Source organism: Catenovulum sediminis (assembly GCF_007289895.1).
GTDB classification, from domain to species: domain Bacteria; phylum Pseudomonadota; class Gammaproteobacteria; order Enterobacterales; family Alteromonadaceae; genus Catenovulum; species Catenovulum sediminis.
The window spans coordinates 2,727,347-2,752,029 of sequence record NZ_CP041660.1 but is presented as its reverse complement, the minus strand read 5'-3'; the positions used below and the strand labels follow the sequence as shown (position 1 = coordinate 2,752,029).

The window sequence follows — 24,683 nt, the reverse complement described above, 5'->3', positions numbered from 1 at the left end:
ACTTTTTTGACGCTATTGACCTATCGAATGAACTATCCGGATTTGCTTGTCGTCCGGTATTTCCTGATATGACAATACGTGAAGCCCAGGTACTGTGTGTTTAGTAAATCGAGCCAGCACAGTTCTTAGTATGCCAGACGTTAATAACACTGAGGGTTCGCCGTTCATTTCTTGTTGTTGCGACGATTCTTTTAACGCTGTTTGAATGCGTTCAGCCAAGCCGGGTTCTATCCCGCCCCCTTCAGCACCACCTGATTGCATAGACTGATGCAAAATCTGCTCCAACTCTGGCGCCAAAGTTATGACAGGCAATTCTTCCATCCCCCCTGAAATATCCTGCACGATTAATTTTCTCAGCGCGATACGCACTGCAGCAGTTAATACATCAGGATCCTGGCTCTTAGGTGCATATTCAACAAGGGTTTGAACCATGGTTCGCATATCTCGTATAACCACGCCTTCATACAATAGATTCTGCATTACCTTAACAACACAGGACAAGCTCAACATGTCCGGCACCAATCCTTCAACCAACTTAGGATAAGATTTCGCCAACATATCTAAAAGGTTCTGAGCTTCTTCGTGCCCAATCAACTGCCATGCATTGTTGGTTAGTAACTGACTTAAGTGTGTCGCGACGACCGTAGAAGCATCGACCACTGTATAGCCAAGTGTTTGTGCTTGCTCACGTTGCTCAGGATTAATCCAGACAGCTTCCAAACCAAATGCAGGATCGGTTGTTTTAACACCTTGCAACTTACCAAAAACTTGTCCCGGGTTAATCGCCATTTCTCTGTCATGATAAATTTCAGCTTCACCTATCACAACGCCCATCAAAGAAATACGATAGATATTGGGCGCTAAATCGAGATTATCGCGGATATGCACGGCAGGCACTAAAAAGCCCATTTCTTGCGAGAGCTTTTTACGCACGCCTTTGATTCTGGATAACAACTCACCACCTTGCGATTTATCTACAAGTGGTATTAAACGATATCCGACTTCAAGCCCTATCACGTCCATTGGTTGAACATCATCCCAGCTAATCTCCTGAGGCTCGGTAGGTGCTTTGCCTGAATCTGGCAAAGATTTAGCTTGCCCGGACGCCGAACTACCTTTGCCCTGTGCTTTTCCACCACGAATTAAACTGCCTGACTTTGATCCCGCCTCAGCTCGTTTTTGTGCTAAGAAATAGCCCGCGCCAGCGACACATAAAGCTAAGGTTATAAATGCCAAATGTGGCATTCCAGGAATAATCCCCATTACAAATAAAATCGCAGAAGCAATATACAATGCTTTGGTATTGCCAAGCTGCGCCGTCAGTTGATCGCCCAACTCTACAGACGTATTTTGACGCGTTACGACGATGGCGGTGCCGACTGACAATAATAACGAAGGTATTTGCGCAACCAATCCGTCCCCGATGGTCAGTAATGTATAGATCTCGATGGCATCAGAAAAAGCTAAGTCATGCTGCACCATACCAATCACTAAACCACCGGCAATATTGATTAACATAATCAATAGACCAGCGATCGCATCCCCTTTAACAAATTTGCTGGCACCATCCATTGAACCGTAAAAGTCGGCTTCTTCAGTAATTTCTTTTCGTCTTTCAACCGCTTCTTCTTGATTAATAAAACCAGCATTTAAATCTGCATCAATCGCCATCTGCTTACCCGGCATACTGTCTAGGGTAAACCTCGCACTCACCTCTGATATACGTCCAGCACCCGCTGTCACAACCTTAAAGTTGATAATCATTAAAATTGCAAAAACAACCAGACCAACAGCGTAATTACCACCAATAACCACTTCACCAAATGACGCAATGACTTGCCCTGCTGCATCGCCGCCTTGGTGGCCTTCAAGCAAAACAATACGAGTAGAAGCAATATTTAGCGCAAGTCGAAAGACGGTCGCCAACAGTATAACCGTTGGGAAAGCACCAAATTCAAGGGGTTTCAGGGTATATACAACGACTAACAATATCACCATAGAGAGGGCGATATTGAACGAAAATAAGATATCCAACAGTAATGCAGGAATCGGCAATACAACCATTGCCAGAACCGCTAGTACTCCAGTGGCAACCCCTAACCCTGTAACTTGTTGTAATTTGTCTTTGTTGAAATTTATTTTCTGAAACGCTTCGGCTAATTGCATACCGTCAATAATCCAGCGATGAAAAACACTGGCAGTATATAAGCAATATTAGGGCCAAAGTGAATAAATTTAAGAGATTGGGGTGAATAGCTAATTCAGCTTAGTGAGAAGCCTGAAGTTGGTTGAGCACATCTAGCAAGCCCGTCGCGTCGGCGTCTTCACCTGTAGTTGATTTATCATCTGGCGTGTCTTGATTGGCCTGCTCTAATCGCGCTATTTTGTTGAGCACATGTAAATTGACGTTTTGAATAACATGTTGGTCAATTTTCTTTGGATCGTTAAATTGTGACAACGCAGCTTGCTGCAATCCCGCTAACAACCTCACCTGACTACTCCCAGATTGATGTAACGCCAAATTTTGTTGACTGGCTGATTCATAAGCCTGATCGTCTGCTTTCAGTTTATAAATAGCTCTAACGCCAAGCTGTTGCTTTAATATATCTTCATCTTTTTCAATCTGACCTAAAGCCGATTTAGCGATACTGAATTGGGCATGTTCAATGACATCCGCTGAGAACATTGCCAACGTCATTGCAAAATCTGGACGACGCTGACCATTAATCGCGGCATTTAATCCATATCGTATATGTAGCTCGTCAATGAGTGGTATAGGTAATTCAGCTTGCATAACAAGAAGGTAATTGAATGAACAATATACAATACATCGACTCAACAATAGGTTTCTTTAATTTTTTAATAAAAAGACTTTACAGTTCAAATAATTTTGTTACTATGCCGCCCGTCTTTGAGGAGGGGTTCCCGAGTGGCCAAAGGGATCAGACTGTAAATCTGACGGCTCTGCCTTCGCTGGTTCGAATCCAGCTCCCTCCACCATCTTTACTAAAGCCAAGCATCTGTATTATTCACTTTATTATTCACTTTCTCCTCTTGCGCAAAAATAACATTCAGTAAATAATTTAATTTTATATCCGTTACAAGGTTCGCATGAAATCAGGATTGACGTATGCCGATAAAAGCTTTTTGATTGTCGATGACCAACGTCCTTTTCAGATAATGCTAAAAGGTATTCTGATTAACCTAGGAGCTCGCAATGTTAATGCCGTCGCAACCGGTGAGGCAGCAATCAGTGCTGCACGCGGCAGAGTTTATGACTTTGTATTGGTTGATTACAATTTAGGCGGACATAGAAAAAATGGCCGTCAGGTGATTGAAGAACTCCACAGCAGAAAATTACTAGGGCCTCATAGTATTAGCATTATGGTAACCGGTGAAAACCACCGCCCTATGGTACTCGGTGCGGTAGAATTACAACCAGATGACTATGTGATGAAGCCATTTTCACAAAATGTGCTTAAATTCAGACTAGAAAAATGTTACCAAAAACGCGCAGCATTAATCCCAGTCCATCGCGCCATGTTTGACGGAAAGTACGATGAAGCCATACTAGAATGCAAAAAACTTATCCAAGATAAAAGCCGCTACCGAAATTATTGCAACAACTTGCTCGCCGAGCTGCTTTGCAAAATGGGCAAGTATCAGCAAGCTGAATATCTACTGCAAAAATTACTGGCACATAAACCTTTTACCTGGGGTCAAATACAATTAGCGCGGACCTATTACCATCAGGAAAAATACAGTGAGGCGGTACGGCTCGCCAGTGAGGTGATCAATCAGGCTCCGTTAATCATTGACTCGTATGATTTACTCAGCCAAGCATTATTAAAATCAGGCCACATTACAAATTCGCTTGAAATGGCGATTAAAGCAGTAGAATTATCACCTTACTCAATAGAAAGGCAGTACAGGCTATGCGAGGTCGCGCAAAAATGCGATATGCATGAAATTGTAAAAGATGCCTGTAAAAGCATATTAGACATGTCCCGTAAGTCAATTAATCAGGATGATATTCACCTGCTTAATTACATACGTTCGGTTATCAATGCCGCTGAACATACGGAAGATAAATCTGAGCAAAATAAATTGATGCAAGAAGCCTCCTTAGCATTGCAACGAGGCCGACATGACGAGCTTATTACGCATGAAATGGACTATAACGCGTTTGAAGGCTTATGTCGCGCTCGTTTGGAAAGCCTTGAGAACCAGCTCTTAGCGGCTAAAAAGCAACTTTATGCAATACAAAGTAAAGCACAAGACAATCAAGTTGAGGGCGAAGATGACCCGTTTATTTTTGATAAAGTAGCCGTTTTACTTAAAATAGGCGAGTTTGAAACAGCCGAAAGTTGGATAGAACAAGTTGCGAATTCCAGCCAAAACAGAAATCAATTTATCAAAGATAACTTAGAGCATTATCTTAAAGCGTCAGAAAGTAAACAGCGCGCTTTTAGTGAATTAAACCAAGCTGGCATCGAAGCTTATAAAGCTGACGAATATATGCAAGCCGTTAACTCATTTGATCAAGCTTTAAAATATGCGCCTCTACATACAGGGGGAACATTGAATTTAATTTTAGCTATTTTCAAATTAATGGAAACAACAGGAAAATATCCTGAAGACTTGGTAAAACGAGTAAATAAAGCTTTTCAATCCTTGTCTGATATCAAATTACCGACAAAGCAACTTGAGCGTTATCAAAAACTACGTGGACAGTACGACAATTTAATCGCAGAACAATCATCGAGAAAAAATTAGCTTTAAATGTTTGCAATTGAAAGAGATTGCAATAGGCTTATAAATAGTCATTGCTAAAGTAAAAAATAGCTCCAATAACAAGTAATTAAAATGAAATCTTAATATGCACGATAAAGAAAAGTTTGGTACTTGCAAATACGCCTCCCCTAACGGCAGTTATTGTCAAGAAGTAGATATGGGAAATGGCTTTTGTTTTTGGCATGACCCAACATTTGACAAAAAAGGCATGGAGTTAACCGATAAACTAGAGCGTTTTGCATCTTCGGGCGGCATAACTCAAGGATTGCAATTAAAGTATGCCAACTTAGAAGGTATCAATTTAGTTCGAAAAGGCAGTAATTTAGGTTACGATTTTTCAGGTTCTGATTTATATCGTGCTAATTTAAAAAATGCCCATTTATTTAATATCCGGTTAAACGGTGGTTCACTGATGAAAGCCGATTTAACAGAAGCAAACCTTCATTGTGCCAAACTCGTTGATACCAATTTACTGGGTATAAAACTCGCTAATACGAAAATTGATAATATCCAACTTGGCAATAAGTTAATACAAGAAAAACTAGCACAAGAAGCATTACAACAAGACAATTTAGATGCTGCGCAGGACAACTTTGAACAAGCGGAAGAGATTTACCGCGATGTGCGAAAAGCCTCAGAAAACCAAGGTTTATTTGATCTGACCGGTTATTGTATCCATAAAGAATTAACCATGCGCCGGATGCAAATGCCTAAGTTTTCCAGAGATAGGGTGATATCAAAAATTGTTGATCTATTCTGTGGTTATGGTGAGCGACCTGCAAATGTCATCTTGTTTTCTATGATGTTGATTTTAACATGTGCTGTCTGCTACTTTTTACTAGGTGTTCAGTTTGGTGAAGAACGCATACAACTCAGCAGCCAACAAACTATAAGCGAGAATATCTCAGACTTCTTCAGTGCCCTATATTACAGTGTTGTGACCTTTACTACGCTAGGCTATGGGGATATTACGCCAATCGGTCCAGCCCGCATAGTCGCAGCATGCGAAGCTTTTACCGGCAGCTTTACGATGGCGTTATTCGTAGTCGTATTTGTTAAAAAGATGACACGTTAAGACTTTAATTTGTCTGCGTACTTATCGGCTATTTTTTGCAGTTTAGGGCTTATCACAACCTGACAATAAGGCTGGCGACTATTATGTTCATAATAGTTCTGATGATAACCCTCTGCGGTATAAAACGCCTCATTAGGTACAATTTCGGTGACGATAGCTTGGCTAAAATGAGCCTGCTGCTTGGCAACAAAGTCAACCGCTTGACGCTGTTGCTCTTCATTTAAATAAAATATTACACTGCGGTATTGCCGCCCGATATCGTTACCCTGACGGTTGAGTTGCGTCGGATCATGCAAATCAAAAAAAATGCTTAATATATCAAGGTAACTAATAATATTTTCGTCAAATTCCACTTTCACCGCTTCCGCATGATCAGTGTTGCCAGTACACACGGCTTGATAGTTTGCCGTTGCTTCTGTACCGCCACAATAGCCAGATACAGCATGTTTAACACCCACCAAACGATTAAAAGCACTTTCTATACACCAAAAGCACCCCCCAGCTAATATCGCAGTTTGCATATGTACCTCCGGTTAAACTCTAAATTTAGAGACTAGCCCGTTTAAATTTTCTGACAAATTTTTAATGCGCTTCGCCAAACTTTCAGAACTCTCCGCAATGGACGATGCATGGCCGCTCTCTTCGTTTAAATTAAATAAATTTTGGCTTATATCGTCTGACACAGCACTTTGCTCTTCTGTTGCCTGAGCCGTTTGTGTAGATAATTCATTTACTCTTTGCGCAGACTGCAGCAGGGCTTCAAAAACCTGATTAGTTTCGCCAAAGCTATCAATTGTTTTATCAACGTTCTTTTTCCCACTGGTAATTGCATCTGAAGAACGATTTACATTGTGTTGCAATTGTTCAATCATTTCCTGAATATGGTTAGTACTTTCTTGAGTCCGAGTTGCAAGTGTGCGTACCTCATCAGCGACGACCGCAAACCCCCGACCTTGCTCGCCTGCCCTGGCCGCTTCAATTGCCGCATTTAACGCCAGTAAATTAGTTTGTTCGGCAATACCACGAATGACATCTAGAACCGACGCAATGTCTTCCGAGCTTTTCTCCAGCTCAGCAGAAAAGCTCAGTGCGGTATCCATATCGGCAGACAACTCAGCAATACTTGAGTTAGAGTGCGCCACAACCGAAATACCTTGTTGAGCTTTAGTACTTGAATTTTCAGCTTCTTCCGCTGAGCCACTGGCAACTTGTGCCATCTCTTTGTTTGAGATATTCATTTCGTGCACCGCACTGACAATTGAGTCTGAAGCCTTGTTTAATGTTTGCGTTACACTACGTGTTTTTTGCGACGAATCTTGCAAAGTATTAGTCAGTTCTGACAATTCAGCTGACTGGTGTAAAACCGCCTTAATCAATTCACGCAAATTTCCGACAAATCGATTAAACTGAATGGCAAGCTCACCGAATTCATCTCTACTTTGAACATCAATAGTCGCAGTTAAGTCGCCATTGCCAGAAGCAATTTCGCGAATACGCCCCGTTAAAAAGTTGATTTGACCGGTAAGTTGTTTGGGTACTTGATAACTAAACCATCCAGCAACAAGCAATATGATAATAATCAAAATAAACGCACTGTTTTTAAAGGCCGAAACCTCACTTTCTAATTCAGTTTTAAGTTGTTCTGATTTTTGTTCTGCGGCTTCGCCCGCCTTATCAAGAATGTCACGGACAGCTTGAAACTTAACATCGGTTGCAACAATCAGTCTTCGTCTCGCTTCAAGACTCTCATCCTTACTATCTAATAGCCCCTCTGAGGCTTGATACCAATCTTTATAAGCTCTCTCAAACGAAGCAAATTTGTTGGTAACATCCGGATAGTCGGCTAAATATCTGCGATACGCATTAAACCTTTCTTTTACCTGTGCTGCGTTTTCACGCATTTCCTTGTTATTTTCTTCAAAACTGCCCAAACCTGTTAATACGTTTAATTGTGCCACCTTCGCTTGATATAAATCCCGATCGGCATTTAGCACAGCAGAGATTGATTTAATAAATTTTTCCGATTGCGTTTCCAGTGCATCTTCTTGTAATGACAGTAAATGTAAAAAGGTAAAAAATACGACAACTAGCGTTATCGCAAGTGCCGCGATCGGCAACGAGCTTTTTGCCCGAATACTATGCATATTCATCGACCAGTTAACCTCATCAATTGTGAAATTATTTATATATATAGTTACAGATTAGTAAATTGCGGCTAAAACACAACCCAATAGAAGTGATATAAAACTAAGTCAAGTACGTAGCTGATATATCTTCTGTCCGCTTATGACATACTTTTCTTCAAATGGCGTAATAGGTATGCGTACCTCTATTTCGTTCAGTTGGCTATTTATCTGTAAATGTTGTAGAGCAATCTGGAACTCTTGTAAGTACAACAGCCAGTTTGAACGCAGCTCCAGACTAGCAGACAACGCTGCTATTTGAGGAAAGACCGGACTCCCATGCCAGCGCCTTTTAATATGCTGGCTTTTAGGCCATGGATTAGGATAAAAAATCTTATGTTCAGCAACAACCAATTTGTCTTTAACCATCAGGCGATAAAGATCATTTAAATCAGCACGAATCAACAATAAATTAGGCTGATCCTCTCTTCCTTGTTTATTGAGCCTAAACTCAGATTTATCGACCCCTACAACACACTTATCCGGATTGTTTTCAGCTAACTGCCTCGAGCTTTCTCCAACCCCACAGCATGAATCAAAAATGAGTGGCTTACCTTGCTTGTCAATAAACGACAATATTTTCTGATAAGCGAGCAAAGTATGCTCAGCAACTGGCTTTTTGAATTCGCTCGAGAGATGACGAGTTACAATTTTTGTCAGATCTTTATGAATGCCTTGCTGGCTTGATTCTATACTTCTTGAATTGCCAATCATTAACTGCGGATCCCAATACCTTTATTAATAAGTGTAACAGCGGTGAAAAACAGCACTAGGGTAAAACCTATTAATACCGAAAAAGCGAGTGTTAAACTCACATCACTAGCGCCTAAAAAACCAAATCTAAACGCATTGACCATATAAATAATGGGATTCAACTGACTGACGCCTTGCCAAAAGTCTGGCAACATTGAAACAGAAAAAAAGACCCCCCCTAAATAGGTTAAAGGAGACAATATAAATGTCGGTATAATACTAATATCATCAAATGTTTTTGCATAAACGGCATTAATCAAGCCACCTAGGGCAAACAACACTGCTGTTAAAAGTAGAGTCGAAAGAATCACCCCAAAATTATGTATCTGAATATCGACAAAGAAAAGCGCGACTAAGCTGACAATAAAACCGACTATAGTAGCTCGAATTACGCCCCCACCAACATAGCCAGCGACAATAACATAGGTAGGCACAGGCGCAACGAGCAGTTCTTCGACATTACGCTGAAACTTAGCACTAAAAAACGAAGATGACACATTCGAGTATGCATTGTTAATGACAGCCAGCATAATTAACCCCGGCATCATAAACTCAACATAACTAAAACCGTTAACTTCACCGACTCGACTACCAATCAAACTACCAAACACAACAAAATATAATGTCATCGTGATAGCGGGTGGCACTAAGGTTTGAACCCAAATGCGTAAGAAACGATTGCATTCTTTATATAAAATACTTTTTAACGCAACCCAGTAATTTGCCTGTATCAAACTTGTGTCTCCCGCCCATGTTCAACTAAACGTACAAATAACTCTTCTAGTCGATTTGCTTTATTTCGCATGCTTTTAACCTTAACCTGTTGAGCCGTTAATTCACTAAATAACTGATTCAGCGTTGAGCCTTTTTCTAGCTCCACCTGTAATGTATGACTATCAACTAATTCACTTTTACAGCATTTAAGTTGTATGTCCTGATAGTCATCATCTAAATCTAAAATAAAAGTCTCAACACTGAGTTTGCCAAGAAGCTGCTTCATGCTAGTGTTTTCGATAATTTTGCCTTTGTCGATAATTGCGATATTACGACATAAACTTTCAGCTTCTTCTAAATAATGAGTTGTCAGAATAATGGTTACGCCGCTTTTGTTAATATCCGTTAAAAACTTCCACATTGAGCGGCGAATTTCGATATCCACACCAGCTGTCGGTTCATCTAAAATTAATAATTTAGGTTGATGCATCATAGCTCTTGCAATCATCAGTCGACGCTTCATGCCGCCTGACAAATTGCGGGCCGGTGAATTTCTCTTTTCCCACAAGTCAGTTTGCTTAAGATAAACTTCGCTGCGCTGCAACGCAATTTTACGTTCAACCCCATAATATCCGGCTTGGTTTACAACAATTTGCTGTACCGTTTCAAATTGATTAAAATTAAACTCTTGCGGAACCAAGCCAATATAAGATTTGGCCTTATCCAATGAATTATCGATATCATGGTTAAACACTTTGACCTGGCCTGATGTTTTATTAACCAGCGAACTTAAAACACCAATTGTAGTTGATTTACCTGCGCCATTTGGACCTAGCAAAGCAAAAAAGTCACCTTCTTTTACCGTGAGATCTATGCCTTTAAGCGCTTCAACGCCCCCTTTGTAGACCTTCTTTAGATTGTTAATTTCTAATGCATACATTGAAGTTTTTTCCTGCTTAATGATGTTTATAACCCCATGGCTCTATTAAATCTTGTGCAATCGAAAGGTGATCCAAAATACGCGCAACCACAAAATTTACAAGATCCTCGATACTTTGAGGTTGATGATAATAACCAGGGGAAGCGGGCATTATCGTCACGCCAAGTTTCGCTAAACGTGTCATATTCTCTAAATGAATTACGGAAAGTGGCATTTCCCGCGGTACCAGTATAAGCTGCCCTTTTTCTTTAATCACAACATCAGCAGCACGCTCAATTAAATTGTCACTCGCGCCACTTGTAATCGCGGATAATGTGCCCATACTGCACGGGCAGACAACCATGGTTTTAGGTGCGGCAGAGCCTGAAGCTACAGGGGAAAACCATTCATCTTTGCCATAACAGACGATCTGCCCCACCTTTGCTGAACAATGCTCAATTAAAAAATCTGCAGCCGCTTGCGGACCCGCAGGTATCGTTAAATTATTTTCTGTTTTCAAAACAACGCGCGCAGCAGATGATATCAGTAAATGAATACGACAATCTGCACTGACCAATGTTTTCAATAAAGTTAAAGCGTAAGGCATTCCTGATGCACCGGTTAGCGCCAACGTAATTTCACGTGTAAATGATTTAAGCATATTTATTCAGCTCACCTATTATTTTTTGATGGACGCCGGCAAAACCACCATTACTCATCACCACTACTTTGTCATCTTGAGCACTGTACTGAGCGACCTGAGATGCTAAATCGTCAATATCAGACAACACAAAGCAAGGCGTATTCAATGCAGATAAACCTTGTTCTATCGCGTCACATGACCAACTTAAATTTGTATCCTGGTAAATAAAAACAGCATCCGCTTTATTTAGTGCGGCGATTAATTCTTGCTTGAAGATCCCCATTTTCATTGTGTTCGATCTCGGTTCAAGGACAGCAAGCACGCGCCCTTGTTGCGTATTTTTTATCACGCCATCCAAGGTTGTTGCGATCGCTGTAGGGTGATGCGCAAAATCATCATAGACTTGAACTCGATTCACTTGCGCCAACAATTCCAATCGGCGTTTAACGTTTTTAAAGCGACTCAAAGACTGGATAGCTTGCTCTGGTCTAACACCCGCATGACGAGCTGCAATAATAGCCATAGTTGCGTTAAATGCATTATGCTGGCCAATTAACGGCCAGTCTAAGCGCGCGACCGTGCTTTCTTTAAACGCCACTTCAAAGCTTGACCAGTCATCAGACAGTGATTGTATTGTCCATTCATCGCCTAAACTGACTGTTTCACTCCAACATCCCATCTCTAACATAGCAACAACATTCGTTTCATGTGCCGGATAAATAACTTGGCCGCTGGCCGGGACGGTTCTAATCAGATGGTGAAATTGCTTTTTTATTGCATGTAAGTCATCAAAAATATCTGCGTGGTCAAACTCTAGATTATTAACAACTAAAGTACGTGGATGATAGTGCACAAATTTGCTGCGTTTATCGAAAAATGCTGAGTCGTATTCATCCGCTTCGATGACGAAAAATATCGAATCACCCAATCTCGCGGAGATGCCAAAATTGTTTGCCACACCACCAATTAAAAAGCCGGGTTTACAGCCATTATCTTCCAATATCCAAGCTAACATGCTCGAAGTCGTTGTTTTACCGTGCGTACCGGAAACCGCTAAAACCCATTTGTCTTTGAGTACATGCTCAAATAACCATTGAGGGCCCGAAATATACGGAATATTTTTATCTAAAACCGCTTCCACAACGGGATTTCCACGAGACATTGCGTTACCAATCACAACCAGATCGGGATTAATATTAAGCTGTTCTGGTTGATAACCTTGAATTAATTCAATGCCTTGTGCTTCTAATTGGGTGCTCATCGGCGGGTATACGTTTAAATCGGAACCCGTAACGCGATACCCCATTTGTTTAGCCAGCACCGCTAATCCACCCATAAAAGTGCCACAAATGCCTAGAATATGAATATGCATAAAACGTTATTTGAATATTAAGATATGGTGCATGATACCAGTTTATCGCCCGCCTTTTGAATATATATACGGTAAAGTTTACAAACAAGGATGTTAAGTTTTATCAGTTTTATTTCGCGACTTAAACTTTTAATAAAAGGTTAATCAATTGGTCACAGATGGAAAATACCATCGAATTGTTGCAAAAACTCATATTATCTAGTTAATGGTTAAAATTAAGGAGTTTCAAATGGAAATGACAAACGAAATTTTCTTTCCCTCAACACGCCATTCCAATAACGAATCAAAAAGCAGCAAAAAACGAAAGTGGCGTGAAATTGAAGCAATTTTAGATCAACGAAATTTATCCAGAGAATTGGACGACATTGACGAGTTTGGCCAATTAAAAGAGCATTACCAACTAGACATCTAAAGCCCCTAAATTAATCAGGGGCTTTTTTGTATACAGTGCGGTTAACTTTAGAGTCATGCGTAATACGCAATAAATCAATTCTACAGCCTATTAATTTGCCAATTAATAGGCTTTTTGCCATTTTGCAATAAATATTGATTCGCTTGACTGAAATGACCACACCCAAAAAAACCGCGATGAGCTGAAAGTGGCGATGGGTGCGGTGCTTGCAAAACAAGGTGTTTATCACGATCTATGTGTGCCCCTTTTTTTTGCGCATGGGCGCCCCACAACATAAAAACAATGTCATTCGTGTGTTGATCTATCACCTTAATCACTTGATCTGTGAATTTTTCCCAGCCGCACTTAGCATGCGAGTGTGCTTTACCTGCTTCCACTGTTAACACAGTGTTTAACAAAAACACACCTTGTTGTGCCCAGGATTGCAAATAACCATGCTGTGGGATCTGAAAACCTTCAACATCATTTGCCAGCTCTTTATAAATATTGGCGAGTGAAGGCGGAATTTTAATACCGGGTTGCACAGAAAAACATAAACCATGTGCCTGATTCGCACCATGATACGGATCTTGCCCTAGTATCACGACTTTAATATCGGCTAACTCTGTTTCTTGAAAAGCCGCAAATACCTCATCTTTAGGTGGGTATATCGTTTTTCCTGATACCCGCTCTTGTTCAACAAATTGCGTTATTTCTTGAAAATAACGCTGCTGCTTTTCTGTCGCTAACACATTTTCCCATAGCATACGCAATACCTTGTTAAGCTTAGTTTACTTATTTTATTCAGCACTTTTGCTTCTTTGCAAACAAAAATGCCCTGAAAATTCAGGGCATTTTAGGCGATAAGCATATTATGTTTTTATTAACCTAGCTTGGTAAACATATATTCTTTTAGCGTTGCAAAATCTGCATTGATAGCATCGGACAATATATCCTTATTTGCAACATCAGCCAGTGCTTTAGGCAATGCAACCGGCACACCTAATATATTTTCAACTGTTTCTTTAAATTTTGCAGGATGTGCTGTCCCCAAGAAAATGCCAATTTCATCGTCAGCTAGAGTGCGCTTAAGGGCTTTATAGGCAACCGCTGCATGTGGTTCGCTCTGATAGCCTAAATCGTTCAGCTGACGTACGCCCATGTGGGTATAATCTTCGTCAACACTTTCGGCAGTCAATAAAGATTTATCCACTAAACCTTGCTCAATCATAGCCTCAATACGCGGCCAGTTATTTGGCGAGCTGATATCCATTGCGTTTGACATAGTCGCGATCGTCTTTTTCGGTTCCCATAAGCCAGATAATAAATACCGAGGTACAGTATCATTAACATTGGTCGAAGCGACAAAACGCTTGATCGGTAATCCCATGGTTTTAGCAATCATAGCTGCGGCTAAATTGCCAAAATTACCACTCGGTACTGAGATAACGGCCTTGTTTTGCTGGTCTTTTGGTAACTGAGCCAGTGCTTCAAAGTAATAACAAACCTGGGCCAACAAACGAGCAATATTGATTGAATTGGCTGAGTTTAAGTGCAGTTTTTCGCGGATATCCTGATCGTCAAAAGCATGCTTAACTAATGCCTGACAATCATCAAAAGCGCCATCTACTTCAGCGGTAAATATATTGCCACCTAAAGTTGAAAACTGCTTTTCTTGTAGCGGGCTGACCATGCCTTTCGGATATAAAATAACAACATTAATATTTGGCAATCCATGAAATGCATGCGCAACCGCTGCACCTGTATCCCCAGAGGTTGCAGTCAAGATAGTAATAGGCTGACCTTGCGCCGTGAGATGCGACAAGCATTGTGCCAAAAAGCGAGCGCCAAAATCTTTAAACGCAAGTGTTGGACCATGAAACAATTCTAATGAATAAACATTATCGGCAACGTGCGCTAATGGTGCTGTAAATTGAAAAGCGTTATTGACTAACTGAGCAACCGTCTCTTCACCTAACTCATCACCAATTAACGCGTTTAATATTTTAACGCTACGTTGTTGAAACGGTAACGCTAATAAAGCATCGATATCTTCAAGTTGCGGGATAGATTTAGGAAAAAACAAACCTTGATTACGCCCTAAACCTTGTTTAACCGCTTGTGAAAAACTAACAACTTCAGTCGGATCTTTCAGATTAAATAATTCCACTTACACGTCCTCTGACACTTGGGTTCCGCGGGTATCTACCTTACAAATGTGGGCAAACCCGTCTTCATTTTGAATATAGTTTTGTTCTAACCATAATTTGATATTAGCGGCTGTTTGTTGGCTATCCACTGCGGCAAAAACGGTTGGGCCCGAGCCTGAAATGCCAAAAGCCAGCGCGCCTTCTTGCTCCGCATAACTGCGAGCAGCATCAAAGTTTTTTAACAATGATTTGCGATACGGCTCCGCGATCACATCATTCATAACAGCAGCGGCTAATGCACGGTCACCGCGATGCAACGCATCGACGAAAACCGCTAATTGCCTGCCAAAATCTATGGTTGTTGAACGATCATATTGAGCGGGTAATATTTCACGCGCAGCAGAGGTTGAAACACTCGCACCTGAATAACAAATCACCCAATACCAGTCATCAAAAACGGGTAGGCTCAAACTAATTTTCTGCTCACTCTCGAGCATCAATTGTAAGCCACCTAGATAGCAAGGTGCGACATTGTCATAGTGTACACTGCCACTAATTTGACCTTCTAATTTACCCATTAAACGCAGTAATTTCTCGCTATTAAGCGGATTACCATAATATGCATTTAATGCTGCTAAAGCTGCCACGATTGAACTTGCAGATGAACCTAAACCACTACCAATGGGCAAGTTTTTTTCCAATTGCATTGCGACAGGCTGAACTTCTATCCCCAGTTCAGCCATTTCTTTTTGAAAACCGATAAAACAATCATAAACAATGTTTTGTGTCGCATCTGCCGGTAATTTATGTGCGAAGCGACCAGTATTCACTAAACTAAATTCAGCTTGTTCTGATAGCACCGATACCCGGTCACCAAGCAAAGTGCCATCTATTGGCGCTAGCGCTAAACCTAAAATATCAAAACCTAAACTGACATTACCCGTTGATGCGGGTGCATATGCTGTTACCGCCATATTGACCTCTTTTATACTTCGCGTTTCCAAGGCATGGTGCGCATTAGATCGGCAAACACGCCAGCAGCGGTTACCGCTGCACCAGCACCATAACCACGAATAACCAATGGAATTGGCTGATAATATAAACTATGAATCGCCAACGCGTTTTCACCATCTTTAATGGCATATAACGGATGTTCAGCACCTACAGCTTGAATACTGCATCGACACTTACCATCTTCTATCGTGCCGACATAACGCAATACTTTACCTTCAGCTTTTGCATCATCATTTAACTTTTTATAGTAAGCGTCTGATTTAGGTAAATTATCCATAAACGTATCAATAGAGCCTTGCGCATCAAAATCTTCCGGCAGTACAGATTGAATTTCAATATCTTCCAGTTCCATTTCCATACCGGCTTCGCGTGCCATAATCAATAATTTACGGGCGACATCCATCCCACTGAGATCGTCACGCGGATCAGGCTCTGTAAAACCGTTACTGCGAGCAATAGAGGTTGCTTCAGATAAGCTCATCCCCTCATCTAATTTGCCGAATATGAAAGACAAAGAACCCGATAAAATCCCCTGAAACCCGATCAGCTCATCACCTGCACTAATTAAACTTTGCAAAGTATCGATAACCGGTAAGCCGGCACCCACGTTTGTTTCGTATAAAAAACGACGATTAGTTTCTGCAGCCGCTTCACGGATTTGGTGATAGAACGCCATCGAAGAGGTGTTTGCTTTTTTATTTGGTGTAACCACATGGAAGCCAGCGGATAGGAAATCAGCATATTGCGCTGCGATGGCATCATTGCTGGTGCAGTCAATAATTACGGGGTTAATCAAATGATTATCGGCGACAAACTGTTTTAAATTTGCCAGTGTAAACTGGCTGTCACCATTTGCTAACGCATCTTCCCACTCAGTCAGATTCAAGCCATTTTCCGCCAATGCCATTTTACGACTATTCGCAATCCCATAGACTTGTAAACTAATATTACGCGATTTAAGTATAGGTTGTTGCTTAGTTAACTGCTGGATCAGTACTTTACCGACAGTACCACAGCCTACCAAAAATACATCAATTACATGTAAATTAGTGAAGAAGTTTTGGTGCGTAACCTTGATTGCATCCTGCGCTTTTGCACCTTCGATAACCGCAGAAATTGAACGCTCGGAAGAACCTTGCGCAATCGCAACAATATTTACTTTAGTTTGACTCAATGACGCAAAGAATTTAGCAGCGACCCCTTTATGCATGCGCATACCATCGCCAACAATCGAGATAACAGATAGATGATCTCGCAATTCAATCGGCTCTAACAATTGATTATTGAGTTCTAACTCAAATTCTTGCTCTAATACACTGCGAGCACGCTCGGTATCCGCTGAGTGGATACAAAAACTGATGCTATACTCTGAAGATGACTGTGTTATCAACACCACAGATATTTTCGCTCGCGATATTGCATCGAAAATACGGCTAGCCATACCAACCATGCCTTTCATGCCAGGCCCAGCAACATTCACCATAGTGACATCATTTAAGGTAGAAATACCTTTAACAACATGTTCTCCGGCGGCGCTTTCTCTGGAAATAAGTGTACCAGGGGCCGCAGGGTTTAAGGTGTTACGGATACGACATGGAATATGGTATTGTGCGATAGGGCCAATTGTTTTCGGGTGTAAAACTTTCGCACCGAAATAAGATAGCTCCATCGCTTCCTGATAAGACAATTGCTCTACTAGCTGAGCATTATATACTTTATTAGGGTCTGCGTTATAAACACCGTCGACATCTGTCCAAATCTCACACACGGTTGCATCAATACAGGCTGCCAATATGGCCGCACTGTAATCTGAACCATTTCGACCCAGAGTAACTAATTCACCTTCTGGATTACGTGCACAAAAACCTGGCATGACCCAAACACTATTGGTCGGTAAATCGGCTTGTGCAAATAATTTGCGACTTGTCTCTATATCTGCTTGAGATTCAAGATAGCCACCACGAGCGACAACCAATTCCGTTGGGTCAATAATATCACTGTCAAAACCACTCGCCCGTACCAGTGCTGCGAAAATTTCTACACTGATAAACTCGCCTAGACAAATAATGCTGGCATTAACAGAGTCTGGACATTCACCCAATAACCGGATGCCTTGCAAGCGATTTATTAAAAAGTTAATTTTTTCTTCTTTAGTCGCGACGACAGAAGATTTATCAAAGTTTGAGTAAGTATTAGCAAGCTCATTGATAATATTATCAATTGTCGCATTGAGCTGATTTAATAATTCGGTTGTATCCTGGTCTTTAATTGCTTCTTGTACAAGCGCAACCAGAATGTTGGTCACGCCTTTAGGTGCTGATAAAACAACCGCAGTTGCAGAAGAACTTTGCTTTTCTAATACGATATCTCTAACCACTTGGTAACGCGCTGCGTCTGCTAGAGATGAACCACCAAACTTTAATACTTGCATGTATTTACCCTATCTTTTCAGACAAAAAAGCCCGTGACCTTTTGAGTCACGGGCTTTTGCATTGATTCGATTTCTTTAGCGCAACAGCCAGTGACCACCCCTTATTGAAAGGTGATGGTTATAATGACGGTAATGGTGTAAATCGCGCTCTTTTTCATGGTGCGAAACTGTGCCTTATCTGGCCGTCTCTGTCAATCAATATTTGGAATTGAGATGATGATTAATAAATTTTTTATTTCCGGTAGAGTGTCGTTCGATTACGACCGTCTCGCTTGGATTGATATAAGGCTAAATCGGCACGAGTGACTAAATCTTCATATTTTTTAAAGTTGTTGTCTAGCTCACAAACGCCCACACTCATAGTTGCATGAATCACATGTTCTTTAAACTTCATAGGATGGACTTGAAAAGCTTTGCGAATACGCTCTGCTAACTCTAACGCACCTTTACCGCCAGTATTCGGTAAAATAAGGCCAAATTCTTCGCCACCATATCGGCCTAATAAATCCTCTTTACGCAGCATTGATTGCACTAACCGAGTCGCTTCAACCAAAACAAGATCGCCGCCCTGATGACCATAAATATCATTTACTTGTTTAAATTTATCCATATCAAACATGATCAGTGACAAGGGGTTTTGATGTCGTACCGCTGAGGCAAACTCAATCTTAAAGCGCTCTTCCCAAAATCGTCGGTTTGCGACTTGAGTTAAACCATCCATGCGGCTGACTTGTTCAAGCTTCGCCAATGTGTCTTTAAGCTTTTCTTGATAAAAAAACACGTCGGTAACATCATCGATAACAATACAAACTTGTTCCACTTCATTTGATTGCTGATTACAAACCGGTATAAAGGTAATATCCTGTGCCATAAATTCACTACTCGTAGTGACTGGTCTGGCATGGCGCATTCTAAAAACATATTGTCGTTGCTCCCACGAACTAAACGCAGGCGAGTTAAGCATTAAAACACTTTGAATTTTACGCTTTAGCCATTTTTCAGGCGCATCAGGGAAAGTATCAAAAAGTGATTGTCCGATGACATCTTCACTTTTGAGTTGACTATGGGATTCCATAAAACGGTTAAAATAAACCAAGTTGATATCCGCATCAACAATCAAAACGCCTGAATTAATACGTTGCAGAATGAGTGAGTGGATATCAGATAACTGCAAAATTAAAACTCATCCAATATTTGGTCTAAAACAGCCTGAATGTTGACGATCGCTTCTCCCGGTATTAAAAGTACCATGTCGCAATTAAACGAATAATCAGTAACCTGATAGCTGATATCAACTTTTAAAGCTAAATCCCAGTTAAAAGACAATTGTTCTAGATGCTGCTCTAACGGGGTGTCCACCGATGAAACAATACGTGGAGCGCTATAAGCTAATTGATTGTCTATCTGTTCAGCTAGACCATTTAAAAAAGTCGTTGTGAGGATAGAGCTGATGTCTGTTAATTGCTCAACCTCAGAAATATCATCTGGTTCATAGCCGAGGATTTCAGCAATACCATGTGCATCATGTGATTTATAAATAAGTAGAGACTCACCCAATATGCCACGCTCCCCATAAAAACCCTGACTGACTAAAGACACGCCCTCTTCAGCATAGTTTTCTGCAAATCGCTCTGGCAGAGCTTGTGAGTCTATCAACTCAATGTACGGCACTTGTAGGTGCACAAACGTCTGCAAATATCGAGCGAGCTTATCACTTGCTCGCCCCATTGCGACATTTATCAACTCTTGCAAACAGTCTCTTTGATCTTCGGTAAGCGCTATATCTTTCATAACAATCCGTATTGTTGCAATATTTCTTTAAGTTTAGTCGTATTTACAGGTTTTTGAATAAACGCGAGTGCACCCAGTTCAATTACCCGCTTTTGCATTTCAGGTTGAATATCAGCAGAAACCACGATAATGAAATCGACGAGTTTTTCTGCATGATTTGCTTCCAGCACGGCGACCCCATCGATCTCTGGCATTGTCAGATCTAAAAATGTAACGCCAATTTGCTGGTTGCGCAAAATATCCAATGCTTCCTTGCCGTTGGTCGCGAATTGAACTTCGACATCCCATTCAGCTGGCAAACTTTTTTTAACCTGTTTTCGGGCCAGCGCTGAATCATCACAAATTAATACAGGAATGCTCATTAAGTCTTTCTCTAATTATTATAAAGTTAAAAACATCATTTTTGACTACTAGGGTCAACGAAGACAAGGATTAGTAAAGCCTTACTGCGAGAATATCATTTACAAAGTTAAAATTCTTTATTTTTTACAAAAAAATAACATCATTCTTCACTTTCTTACAACGTCCCGCACCTGCTTCTTAATATTTTTGACAACACTCTGCAAGTTTACATACAAGCGTTGACGCTCTGTCTCACTGACATCAGCATATTGTATCCTATCCATTATTGTACACAAAATTTTCCACTGCTTTGCAACTTCTACATTTTCGATGCGTATTTTATACAATAGAGTTGCGGGTGTTTCTCCTTCTTTTTTGTATATCCCGAGCTTTTCTAATGAATTTAACGCTTTTTTATATGCCTTTTGTAATTTATTTTGATTATTAGCTGGTTTTGAAACGAACCAAATCAGCAAAAAGCTCACCAACAATAATGCAATTAAACTAACGGCAATCAACAAGCTACGCAGAATATTTTGAGCACCTAATATATGCGACAAAAATCGCTCCTGTTGTGCGCTGTCATAATTTAAAATCCATCGCGTCCATTGATAATCAATATTCGCTAATAACATCCGAGCACTTTTCACGCCTGGTACTTGATCAAATTTGTGCAGTGAAAATAAACTTTCCGCTAAAAATTCGTCTCGCCCCACTGCTTGTTGTAAATTAAACGATACCCTTTCTGGCGCAACAGCCAAAGTTGGATCGATGCGCGTCCAACCTTGTGGTTGCCAAATCTCAACCCAAGCATGTGCATCAAATTGATAAATGCTGTAGTAGTCTCCATTTGAGTTATGCTCCCCACCTAAATACCCTAAGACAATTCTCGCGGGAATACCGGCAACACGCATGATGTAAGCGAAAGCACTGGCATAATGGCCACAAAACCCTTGCCGACTATCAAACATAAAGTTATCAATCACCGGCGCTGGAATTTGTTTAGGCTCTAATGTATAAAAAAACGAATTTTGATTAAAATAATTTAATACCTGTTCAACAAAAGCTGTGTCTGACGGAAACCTCTGCTTCATTGCCAAAGCCCACTCTCGTGTTTTTTTATTTTGTGCTTCCGGTAGTTGCAAATAATGCTGTAGTGGGCGATATGCAGGTTCGTCATCTAATGCTAAGTTATAATATGACGAAACCTGATACTGAAACTTTTTATTGAGCTTTTTTCTGGCGAGCAAACTATAGTCCGGCATCAGAGCAACGCCCTTTGTATCACTGACTGCAAGATCTAATGCAAATAACCAATTTTGTTGACTCGCTTCGGCAATGACCTGGTAAATTAATACATCATCATCCTGTACAGGGCCACGTAAATCCTTATTCTTGCTGATTACGTATTTTCTAAGCTGCTTTGCTGCGCCACTTTGTTGCCATATCTTTCCGTCAAAATAATCTAAGGTAAAGCCACGCCAATACAAAGCCTCGCGAGGCGGGACAATACTGGAAAAGTTGACGCGAAATGCTAAATCAGAAGATAAGCTTAGTTGAGCGATATCACCTGGGTTTAAGTTTTCTTGTAGCCCAGTTGTCTTTGTCTGCGCTTTAGGCATCTGCCACAGCGGCGGTAGCCTGGGCATGATAGCAAATAATATGAGCGCGACAGGCAAAGCCAGCACAGTTAACTTCAAATACTGTTTAGCATGCTCAACAACCGTCGAATGTGCACTGCGATATTGGTAAAAGGTTGCAAACAAAGCAAGTAAGCTGCTTAAAAACAAAATCACTGCATAGTACAACTCTAAAAAATACATCATAGTTGCTGCAGTCAAAAACATCTGTACCCAAGTTAAAGTAAACAGTGAACGTTGCTGATGAAGATTTAAAAAAGTTAAACCTTGAGCACAAATCAGCATAGTAAACAAACTGTTTAACAGCTGGCCTTGCAAAAATGAAAAAGCCACCAAGCAAACGGCAAGCGTAAAAAACAATCCGGGTACCCATTTAGTTAAACGCCGCCATTGCTCTTTAGATGCAACCTCTTGATAAAATCTAACGCCAACATTCGCAACCAAGAATCCGAATGCAGGCCATCCAACCTGCGATGTCATAAACCCAGTTAAAATCAAACAAGCCAGTGCCATTGATAACAACGAAGTGTTGGCTATCACTGTTTTTTTCACAAAACTTCCTTGTTAGCCGTCAACGCAATTTTTGTTAAACAATTTAATTTGTGTTGGACCCCATCATCCGGTGAAATATCATGCGAAAAAAGTTGTATACCAAATCGATAACCTTGCTGATGAGCTTGCAGCACGAGCCAAGTAAGTTGCCCTAACCTCTCCTCCAACGCGCCGCTGAGGTGATGAATGGAATACCATATTTCAGTTTGTTGTCCGGATTCAAAATTTTTAACCATCCAGCTTTTACCCGGCACCATTTTTTTCCATACGATACGGCTGCGTGCATCCCCTTGACGATAGCTCTCTATACCCTGAAACTCATCTGCCTGTGTATTTTTCTCATCACCTGCTTGCAAGTATTTCCCTGTGCCGGCTAAATATTGAGGGCAAGCAATCGGTTTGGCATAAACCAAAGCTTCGGTCGCAAAGTCTATATGCGTCCATACTTTGAACAAACCAAAAGGTGCGGTCGACATCAGTTTAATTCTGGGTAGCTGAAATAATCCTCTTTTTGCGGCTAAAAAATGAAGATGATGCAAGCTAGAGCCGCGAGGGACCATATCTATAGAGCTTTGCTCAGTGTCATGAAAAATCAGCTGGTAGGCCGCTTTAGGGCTATCGACCCGAATTTCTAGGGCAATGCTTTCACCACAAAAAGCAGGGTTACAGTTTTGTTTTTGTATCTTTAAGCCAGATAGGTTTAAAAAGCTTGCTATCATGGCAATGATTAAAATGGCAATGAGCCAATAAGCGAACAATAAGATCAAATTATTTTGGTAGTTCGTCGCCAGCAGGTAAACCGCCATAATACAAAATAGATAAGCGCCTCCTGCTTTCGATGGTAAGATAAACAGGTTTTTATGATTTAAGCTGTGCCTATACGATGCGGGAATACGCTGGTTAAGCCAACGCTCAAACATCAAGCTTCTACTTTTTTTCGACATCACAAACATGGACTTATACCGGCTCAACCGCGGCCAAGACTTGCTCGCTTAATTTACCGTCAATAGCAACACCTGCAGCCAATCTGTGCTCGGCTACTGAGGTAAAAATAGCTTGTACATGATCAGCAGTGACAAAAGTGGCATCATGTATATATGCCCATGCTTTGCTAGCTTGTAAAATTGCTCTGCTTGCACGGGGTGACAAGGGTTGGGGGAACATATCACTTTGCCGCGTGTATTGTACCAACTGAAGAATATATTTTAGTAAATTTTCAGAAACCCTTACCTGATTGACACTTTCTTGCATCCCTAACAAATCTTGCACCGTCAATTTGCCATTAACGCAAGTTTTGCAAAGCTCAATCTCCCCTTGCTGTAGCATCTTAAGTTCATACTCAATTGACGGATAACCAAGGCTAATTCGCATTAGAAAACGATCTAATTGACTCTCGGGCAAAGGATGCGTACCAGATTGTTCAGCCGGATTTTGTGTGGCAATCACAAAAAAAGGGGATTCTAACGGATATGAGTTGCCATCAATACTGACTTGTTGCTCTGCCATTGCTTCTAACAACGCACTTTGTGTTTTAGGGCTCGCACGGTTAATTTCATCCGCTAAAACAAGTTGACTGAAGAGTGGGCCAGGATGAAACTCAAATTGATTTTGTTCAGTATTATAAACAGACACCCCAGTAATATCTGACGGCAACAAATCTGAGGTAAACTGCACGCGGTTGTAACTTAAAGACATTGTTTCTGCCAATACATGTGACAGCGTTGTTTTTCCCATACCGGGTAAATCTTCAATTAACAAATGCCCTTTTGCCAATAGGCAGGTTAATGCAAGTTTAATTTGTTGCTCTTTGCCTAAGACCACAGCCGATATATTGTCGACCACCAATTGACACCGCGTTTCTAATTTATCACCTTGCATGTCTATCCTTGTAATTCACAACAATTTTTGTACTTACCCTA

At 40.9% G+C, this 24,683-nt stretch carries 22 protein-coding genes and 1 tRNA gene; 4 read left to right on the top strand and 19 right to left on the bottom strand.

Going from position 1 to position 24,683, the window contains the following annotated elements; translation table 11 throughout:
• Positions 1-12: 12 nt before the first annotated feature.
• Positions 13-2,166: a flagellar biosynthesis protein FlhA gene (gene flhA / locus FNT16_RS11430; RefSeq protein ID WP_143871703.1), complete on the bottom strand. Its 2,154-nt coding sequence runs from the start codon at positions 2,164-2,166 to the stop codon at positions 13-15.
• 100 nt (positions 2,167-2,266) lie between these two features.
• Positions 2,267-2,794 (bottom strand): VC2046/SO_2500 family protein, encoded by a 528-nt coding sequence (locus FNT16_RS11425; RefSeq protein WP_143871702.1) that lies wholly within the window; start codon positions 2,792-2,794, stop codon positions 2,267-2,269.
• 121 nt (positions 2,795-2,915) lie between these two features.
• Here FNT16_RS11425 and FNT16_RS11420 point away from each other — a divergent pair.
• From FNT16_RS11420 to FNT16_RS11410, 3 genes are all read left to right on the top strand, one after another.
• A tRNA-Tyr gene (locus FNT16_RS11420) sits at positions 2,916-3,000 on the top strand.
• Positions 3,001-3,111: 111 nt separating this feature from the next.
• Positions 3,112-4,776: a response regulator gene (locus tag FNT16_RS11415; protein WP_143871701.1), complete on the top strand. Its 1,665-nt coding sequence runs from the start codon at positions 3,112-3,114 to the stop codon at positions 4,774-4,776.
• Between the two features lie 103 nt (positions 4,777-4,879).
• Positions 4,880-5,869 carry an ion channel gene (locus tag FNT16_RS11410; protein ID WP_143871700.1) on the top strand — a complete coding sequence of 330 codons (990 nt, stop codon included), beginning with the start codon at positions 4,880-4,882 and terminating at the stop codon, positions 5,867-5,869.
• Here the strand turns inward: FNT16_RS11410 and msrA are convergent.
• The 7 genes from msrA to mpl all read right to left on the bottom strand — a co-directional run bounded on the left by msrA (position 5,866) and on the right by mpl (position 12,453).
• Positions 5,866-6,390: a peptide-methionine (S)-S-oxide reductase MsrA gene (gene msrA, locus FNT16_RS11405; protein ID WP_143871699.1), complete on the bottom strand. Its 525-nt coding sequence runs from the start codon at positions 6,388-6,390 to the stop codon at positions 5,866-5,868. The two genes, FNT16_RS11410 and msrA, sit on opposite strands and share 4 nt — an antisense overlap.
• A gap of 12 nt (positions 6,391-6,402) precedes the next feature.
• The gene (locus tag FNT16_RS11400) at positions 6,403-8,019 is read right to left on the bottom strand and encodes a methyl-accepting chemotaxis protein (protein WP_143871698.1); all 1,617 of its coding nucleotides are present in this window, start codon (positions 8,017-8,019) and stop codon (positions 6,403-6,405) included.
• A gap of 102 nt (positions 8,020-8,121) precedes the next feature.
• On the bottom strand, positions 8,122-8,766 hold the full coding sequence (gene trmB, locus FNT16_RS11395) for a tRNA (guanine(46)-N(7))-methyltransferase TrmB (protein WP_143871697.1): 645 nt from the start codon (positions 8,764-8,766) through the stop codon (positions 8,122-8,124).
• Positions 8,766-9,539, bottom strand: coding sequence for an ABC transporter permease (locus FNT16_RS11390; RefSeq protein WP_246072210.1), 774 nt, complete (start codon positions 9,537-9,539; stop codon positions 8,766-8,768). The genes trmB and FNT16_RS11390 overlap by 1 nt, the downstream gene beginning before the upstream one ends.
• Positions 9,536-10,459 (bottom strand): ABC transporter ATP-binding protein, encoded by a 924-nt coding sequence (locus FNT16_RS11385; protein ID WP_143871696.1) that lies wholly within the window; start codon positions 10,457-10,459, stop codon positions 9,536-9,538. Before FNT16_RS11385 ends, FNT16_RS11390 begins: the two co-directional genes overlap by 4 nt.
• A gap of 16 nt (positions 10,460-10,475) precedes the next feature.
• A complete protein-coding gene (locus FNT16_RS11380; protein ID WP_143871695.1) occupies positions 10,476-11,099 on the bottom strand; it encodes a flavin prenyltransferase UbiX in 624 nt (207 codons plus the stop codon).
• Positions 11,092-12,453, bottom strand: a complete 1,362-nt coding sequence (mpl, locus tag FNT16_RS11375) for a UDP-N-acetylmuramate:L-alanyl-gamma-D-glutamyl-meso-diaminopimelate ligase (RefSeq protein ID WP_143871694.1) — start codon at positions 12,451-12,453, stop codon at positions 11,092-11,094. Before mpl ends, FNT16_RS11380 begins: the two co-directional genes overlap by 8 nt.
• Positions 12,454-12,682: 229 nt before the next feature.
• Between mpl and FNT16_RS11370 the strand changes: the two genes are divergently transcribed.
• Complete coding sequence (locus FNT16_RS11370) at positions 12,683-12,865, top strand: DUF3545 family protein (protein ID WP_143871693.1); 183 nt, start codon at positions 12,683-12,685, stop codon at positions 12,863-12,865.
• An 80-nt stretch (positions 12,866-12,945) separates the two neighbouring features.
• Here FNT16_RS11370 and ung read toward each other — a convergent pair whose 3' ends face one another.
• The 10 genes from ung to FNT16_RS11320 all read right to left on the bottom strand — a co-directional run bounded on the left by ung (position 12,946) and on the right by FNT16_RS11320 (position 24,642).
• Positions 12,946-13,617, bottom strand: coding sequence for a uracil-DNA glycosylase (ung, locus tag FNT16_RS11365; protein WP_281281855.1), 672 nt, complete (start codon positions 13,615-13,617; stop codon positions 12,946-12,948).
• A 110-nt stretch (positions 13,618-13,727) separates the two neighbouring features.
• Positions 13,728-15,014: a threonine synthase gene (gene thrC, locus FNT16_RS11360; protein ID WP_143871691.1), complete on the bottom strand. Its 1,287-nt coding sequence runs from the start codon at positions 15,012-15,014 to the stop codon at positions 13,728-13,730.
• The gene (gene thrB, locus FNT16_RS11355; RefSeq protein WP_143871690.1) at positions 15,015-15,968 is read right to left on the bottom strand and encodes a homoserine kinase; all 954 of its coding nucleotides are present in this window, start codon (positions 15,966-15,968) and stop codon (positions 15,015-15,017) included.
• Between the two features lie 11 nt (positions 15,969-15,979).
• A complete protein-coding gene (gene thrA / locus FNT16_RS11350; protein WP_143871689.1) occupies positions 15,980-18,439 on the bottom strand; it encodes a bifunctional aspartate kinase/homoserine dehydrogenase I in 2,460 nt (819 codons plus the stop codon).
• 232 nt (positions 18,440-18,671) lie between these two features.
• Positions 18,672-19,613: a sensor domain-containing diguanylate cyclase gene (locus FNT16_RS11345; RefSeq protein WP_143871688.1), complete on the bottom strand. Its 942-nt coding sequence runs from the start codon at positions 19,611-19,613 to the stop codon at positions 18,672-18,674.
• A gap of 2 nt (positions 19,614-19,615) precedes the next feature.
• Positions 19,616-20,230, bottom strand: coding sequence for a chemotaxis protein (locus FNT16_RS11340; RefSeq protein WP_143871687.1), 615 nt, complete (start codon positions 20,228-20,230; stop codon positions 19,616-19,618).
• Positions 20,227-20,592 carry a response regulator gene (locus FNT16_RS11335; protein WP_143871686.1) on the bottom strand — a complete coding sequence of 122 codons (366 nt, stop codon included), beginning with the start codon at positions 20,590-20,592 and terminating at the stop codon, positions 20,227-20,229. The genes FNT16_RS11340 and FNT16_RS11335 overlap by 4 nt, the downstream gene beginning before the upstream one ends.
• A gap of 147 nt (positions 20,593-20,739) precedes the next feature.
• Positions 20,740-22,764: a transglutaminase TgpA family protein gene (locus FNT16_RS11330; RefSeq protein WP_143871685.1), complete on the bottom strand. Its 2,025-nt coding sequence runs from the start codon at positions 22,762-22,764 to the stop codon at positions 20,740-20,742.
• On the bottom strand, positions 22,761-23,684 hold the full coding sequence (locus FNT16_RS11325) for a DUF58 domain-containing protein (protein ID WP_185976579.1): 924 nt from the start codon (positions 23,682-23,684) through the stop codon (positions 22,761-22,763). The genes FNT16_RS11330 and FNT16_RS11325 overlap by 4 nt, the downstream gene beginning before the upstream one ends.
• A 37-nt stretch (positions 23,685-23,721) precedes the next feature.
• Positions 23,722-24,642 carry an AAA family ATPase gene (locus FNT16_RS11320; RefSeq protein WP_143871683.1) on the bottom strand — a complete coding sequence of 307 codons (921 nt, stop codon included), beginning with the start codon at positions 24,640-24,642 and terminating at the stop codon, positions 23,722-23,724.
• Between the last annotated feature and the right edge of the window lie 41 nt (positions 24,643-24,683).

Bases quoted from the DNA above. Each gene is read 5' to 3' on its own strand.
- flhA (WP_143871703.1), bottom strand. From the start codon at position 2,166: ATGCAATTAGCCGAAGCGTTTCAGAAAATAAATTTCAACAAAGACAAA.
- FNT16_RS11425 (WP_143871702.1), bottom strand. From the start codon at position 2,794: ATGCAAGCTGAATTACCTATACCACTCATTGACGAGCTACATATACGA.
- FNT16_RS11415 (WP_143871701.1), top strand. From the start codon at position 3,112: ATGAAATCAGGATTGACGTATGCCGATAAAAGCTTTTTGATTGTCGAT.
- FNT16_RS11410 (WP_143871700.1), top strand. From the start codon at position 4,880: ATGCACGATAAAGAAAAGTTTGGTACTTGCAAATACGCCTCCCCTAAC.
- msrA (WP_143871699.1), bottom strand. From the start codon at position 6,390: ATGCAAACTGCGATATTAGCTGGGGGGTGCTTTTGGTGTATAGAAAGT.
- FNT16_RS11400 (WP_143871698.1), bottom strand. From the start codon at position 8,019: ATGAATATGCATAGTATTCGGGCAAAAAGCTCGTTGCCGATCGCGGCA.
- trmB (WP_143871697.1), bottom strand. From the start codon at position 8,766: ATGATTGGCAATTCAAGAAGTATAGAATCAAGCCAGCAAGGCATTCAT.
- FNT16_RS11385 (WP_143871696.1), bottom strand. From the start codon at position 10,459: ATGTATGCATTAGAAATTAACAATCTAAAGAAGGTCTACAAAGGGGGC.
- FNT16_RS11380 (WP_143871695.1), bottom strand. From the start codon at position 11,099: ATGCTTAAATCATTTACACGTGAAATTACGTTGGCGCTAACCGGTGCA.
- mpl (WP_143871694.1), bottom strand. From the start codon at position 12,453: ATGCATATTCATATTCTAGGCATTTGTGGCACTTTTATGGGTGGATTA.
- FNT16_RS11370 (WP_143871693.1), top strand. From the start codon at position 12,683: ATGGAAATGACAAACGAAATTTTCTTTCCCTCAACACGCCATTCCAAT.
- thrB (WP_143871690.1), bottom strand. From the start codon at position 15,968: ATGGCGGTAACAGCATATGCACCCGCATCAACGGGTAATGTCAGTTTA.
- thrA (WP_143871689.1), bottom strand. From the start codon at position 18,439: ATGCAAGTATTAAAGTTTGGTGGTTCATCTCTAGCAGACGCAGCGCGT.
- FNT16_RS11340 (WP_143871687.1), bottom strand. From the start codon at position 20,230: ATGAAAGATATAGCGCTTACCGAAGATCAAAGAGACTGTTTGCAAGAG.
- FNT16_RS11335 (WP_143871686.1), bottom strand. From the start codon at position 20,592: ATGAGCATTCCTGTATTAATTTGTGATGATTCAGCGCTGGCCCGAAAA.
- FNT16_RS11325 (WP_185976579.1), bottom strand. From the start codon at position 23,684: ATGTTTGAGCGTTGGCTTAACCAGCGTATTCCCGCATCGTATAGGCAC.
- FNT16_RS11320 (WP_143871683.1), bottom strand. From the start codon at position 24,642: ATGCAAGGTGATAAATTAGAAACGCGGTGTCAATTGGTGGTCGACAAT.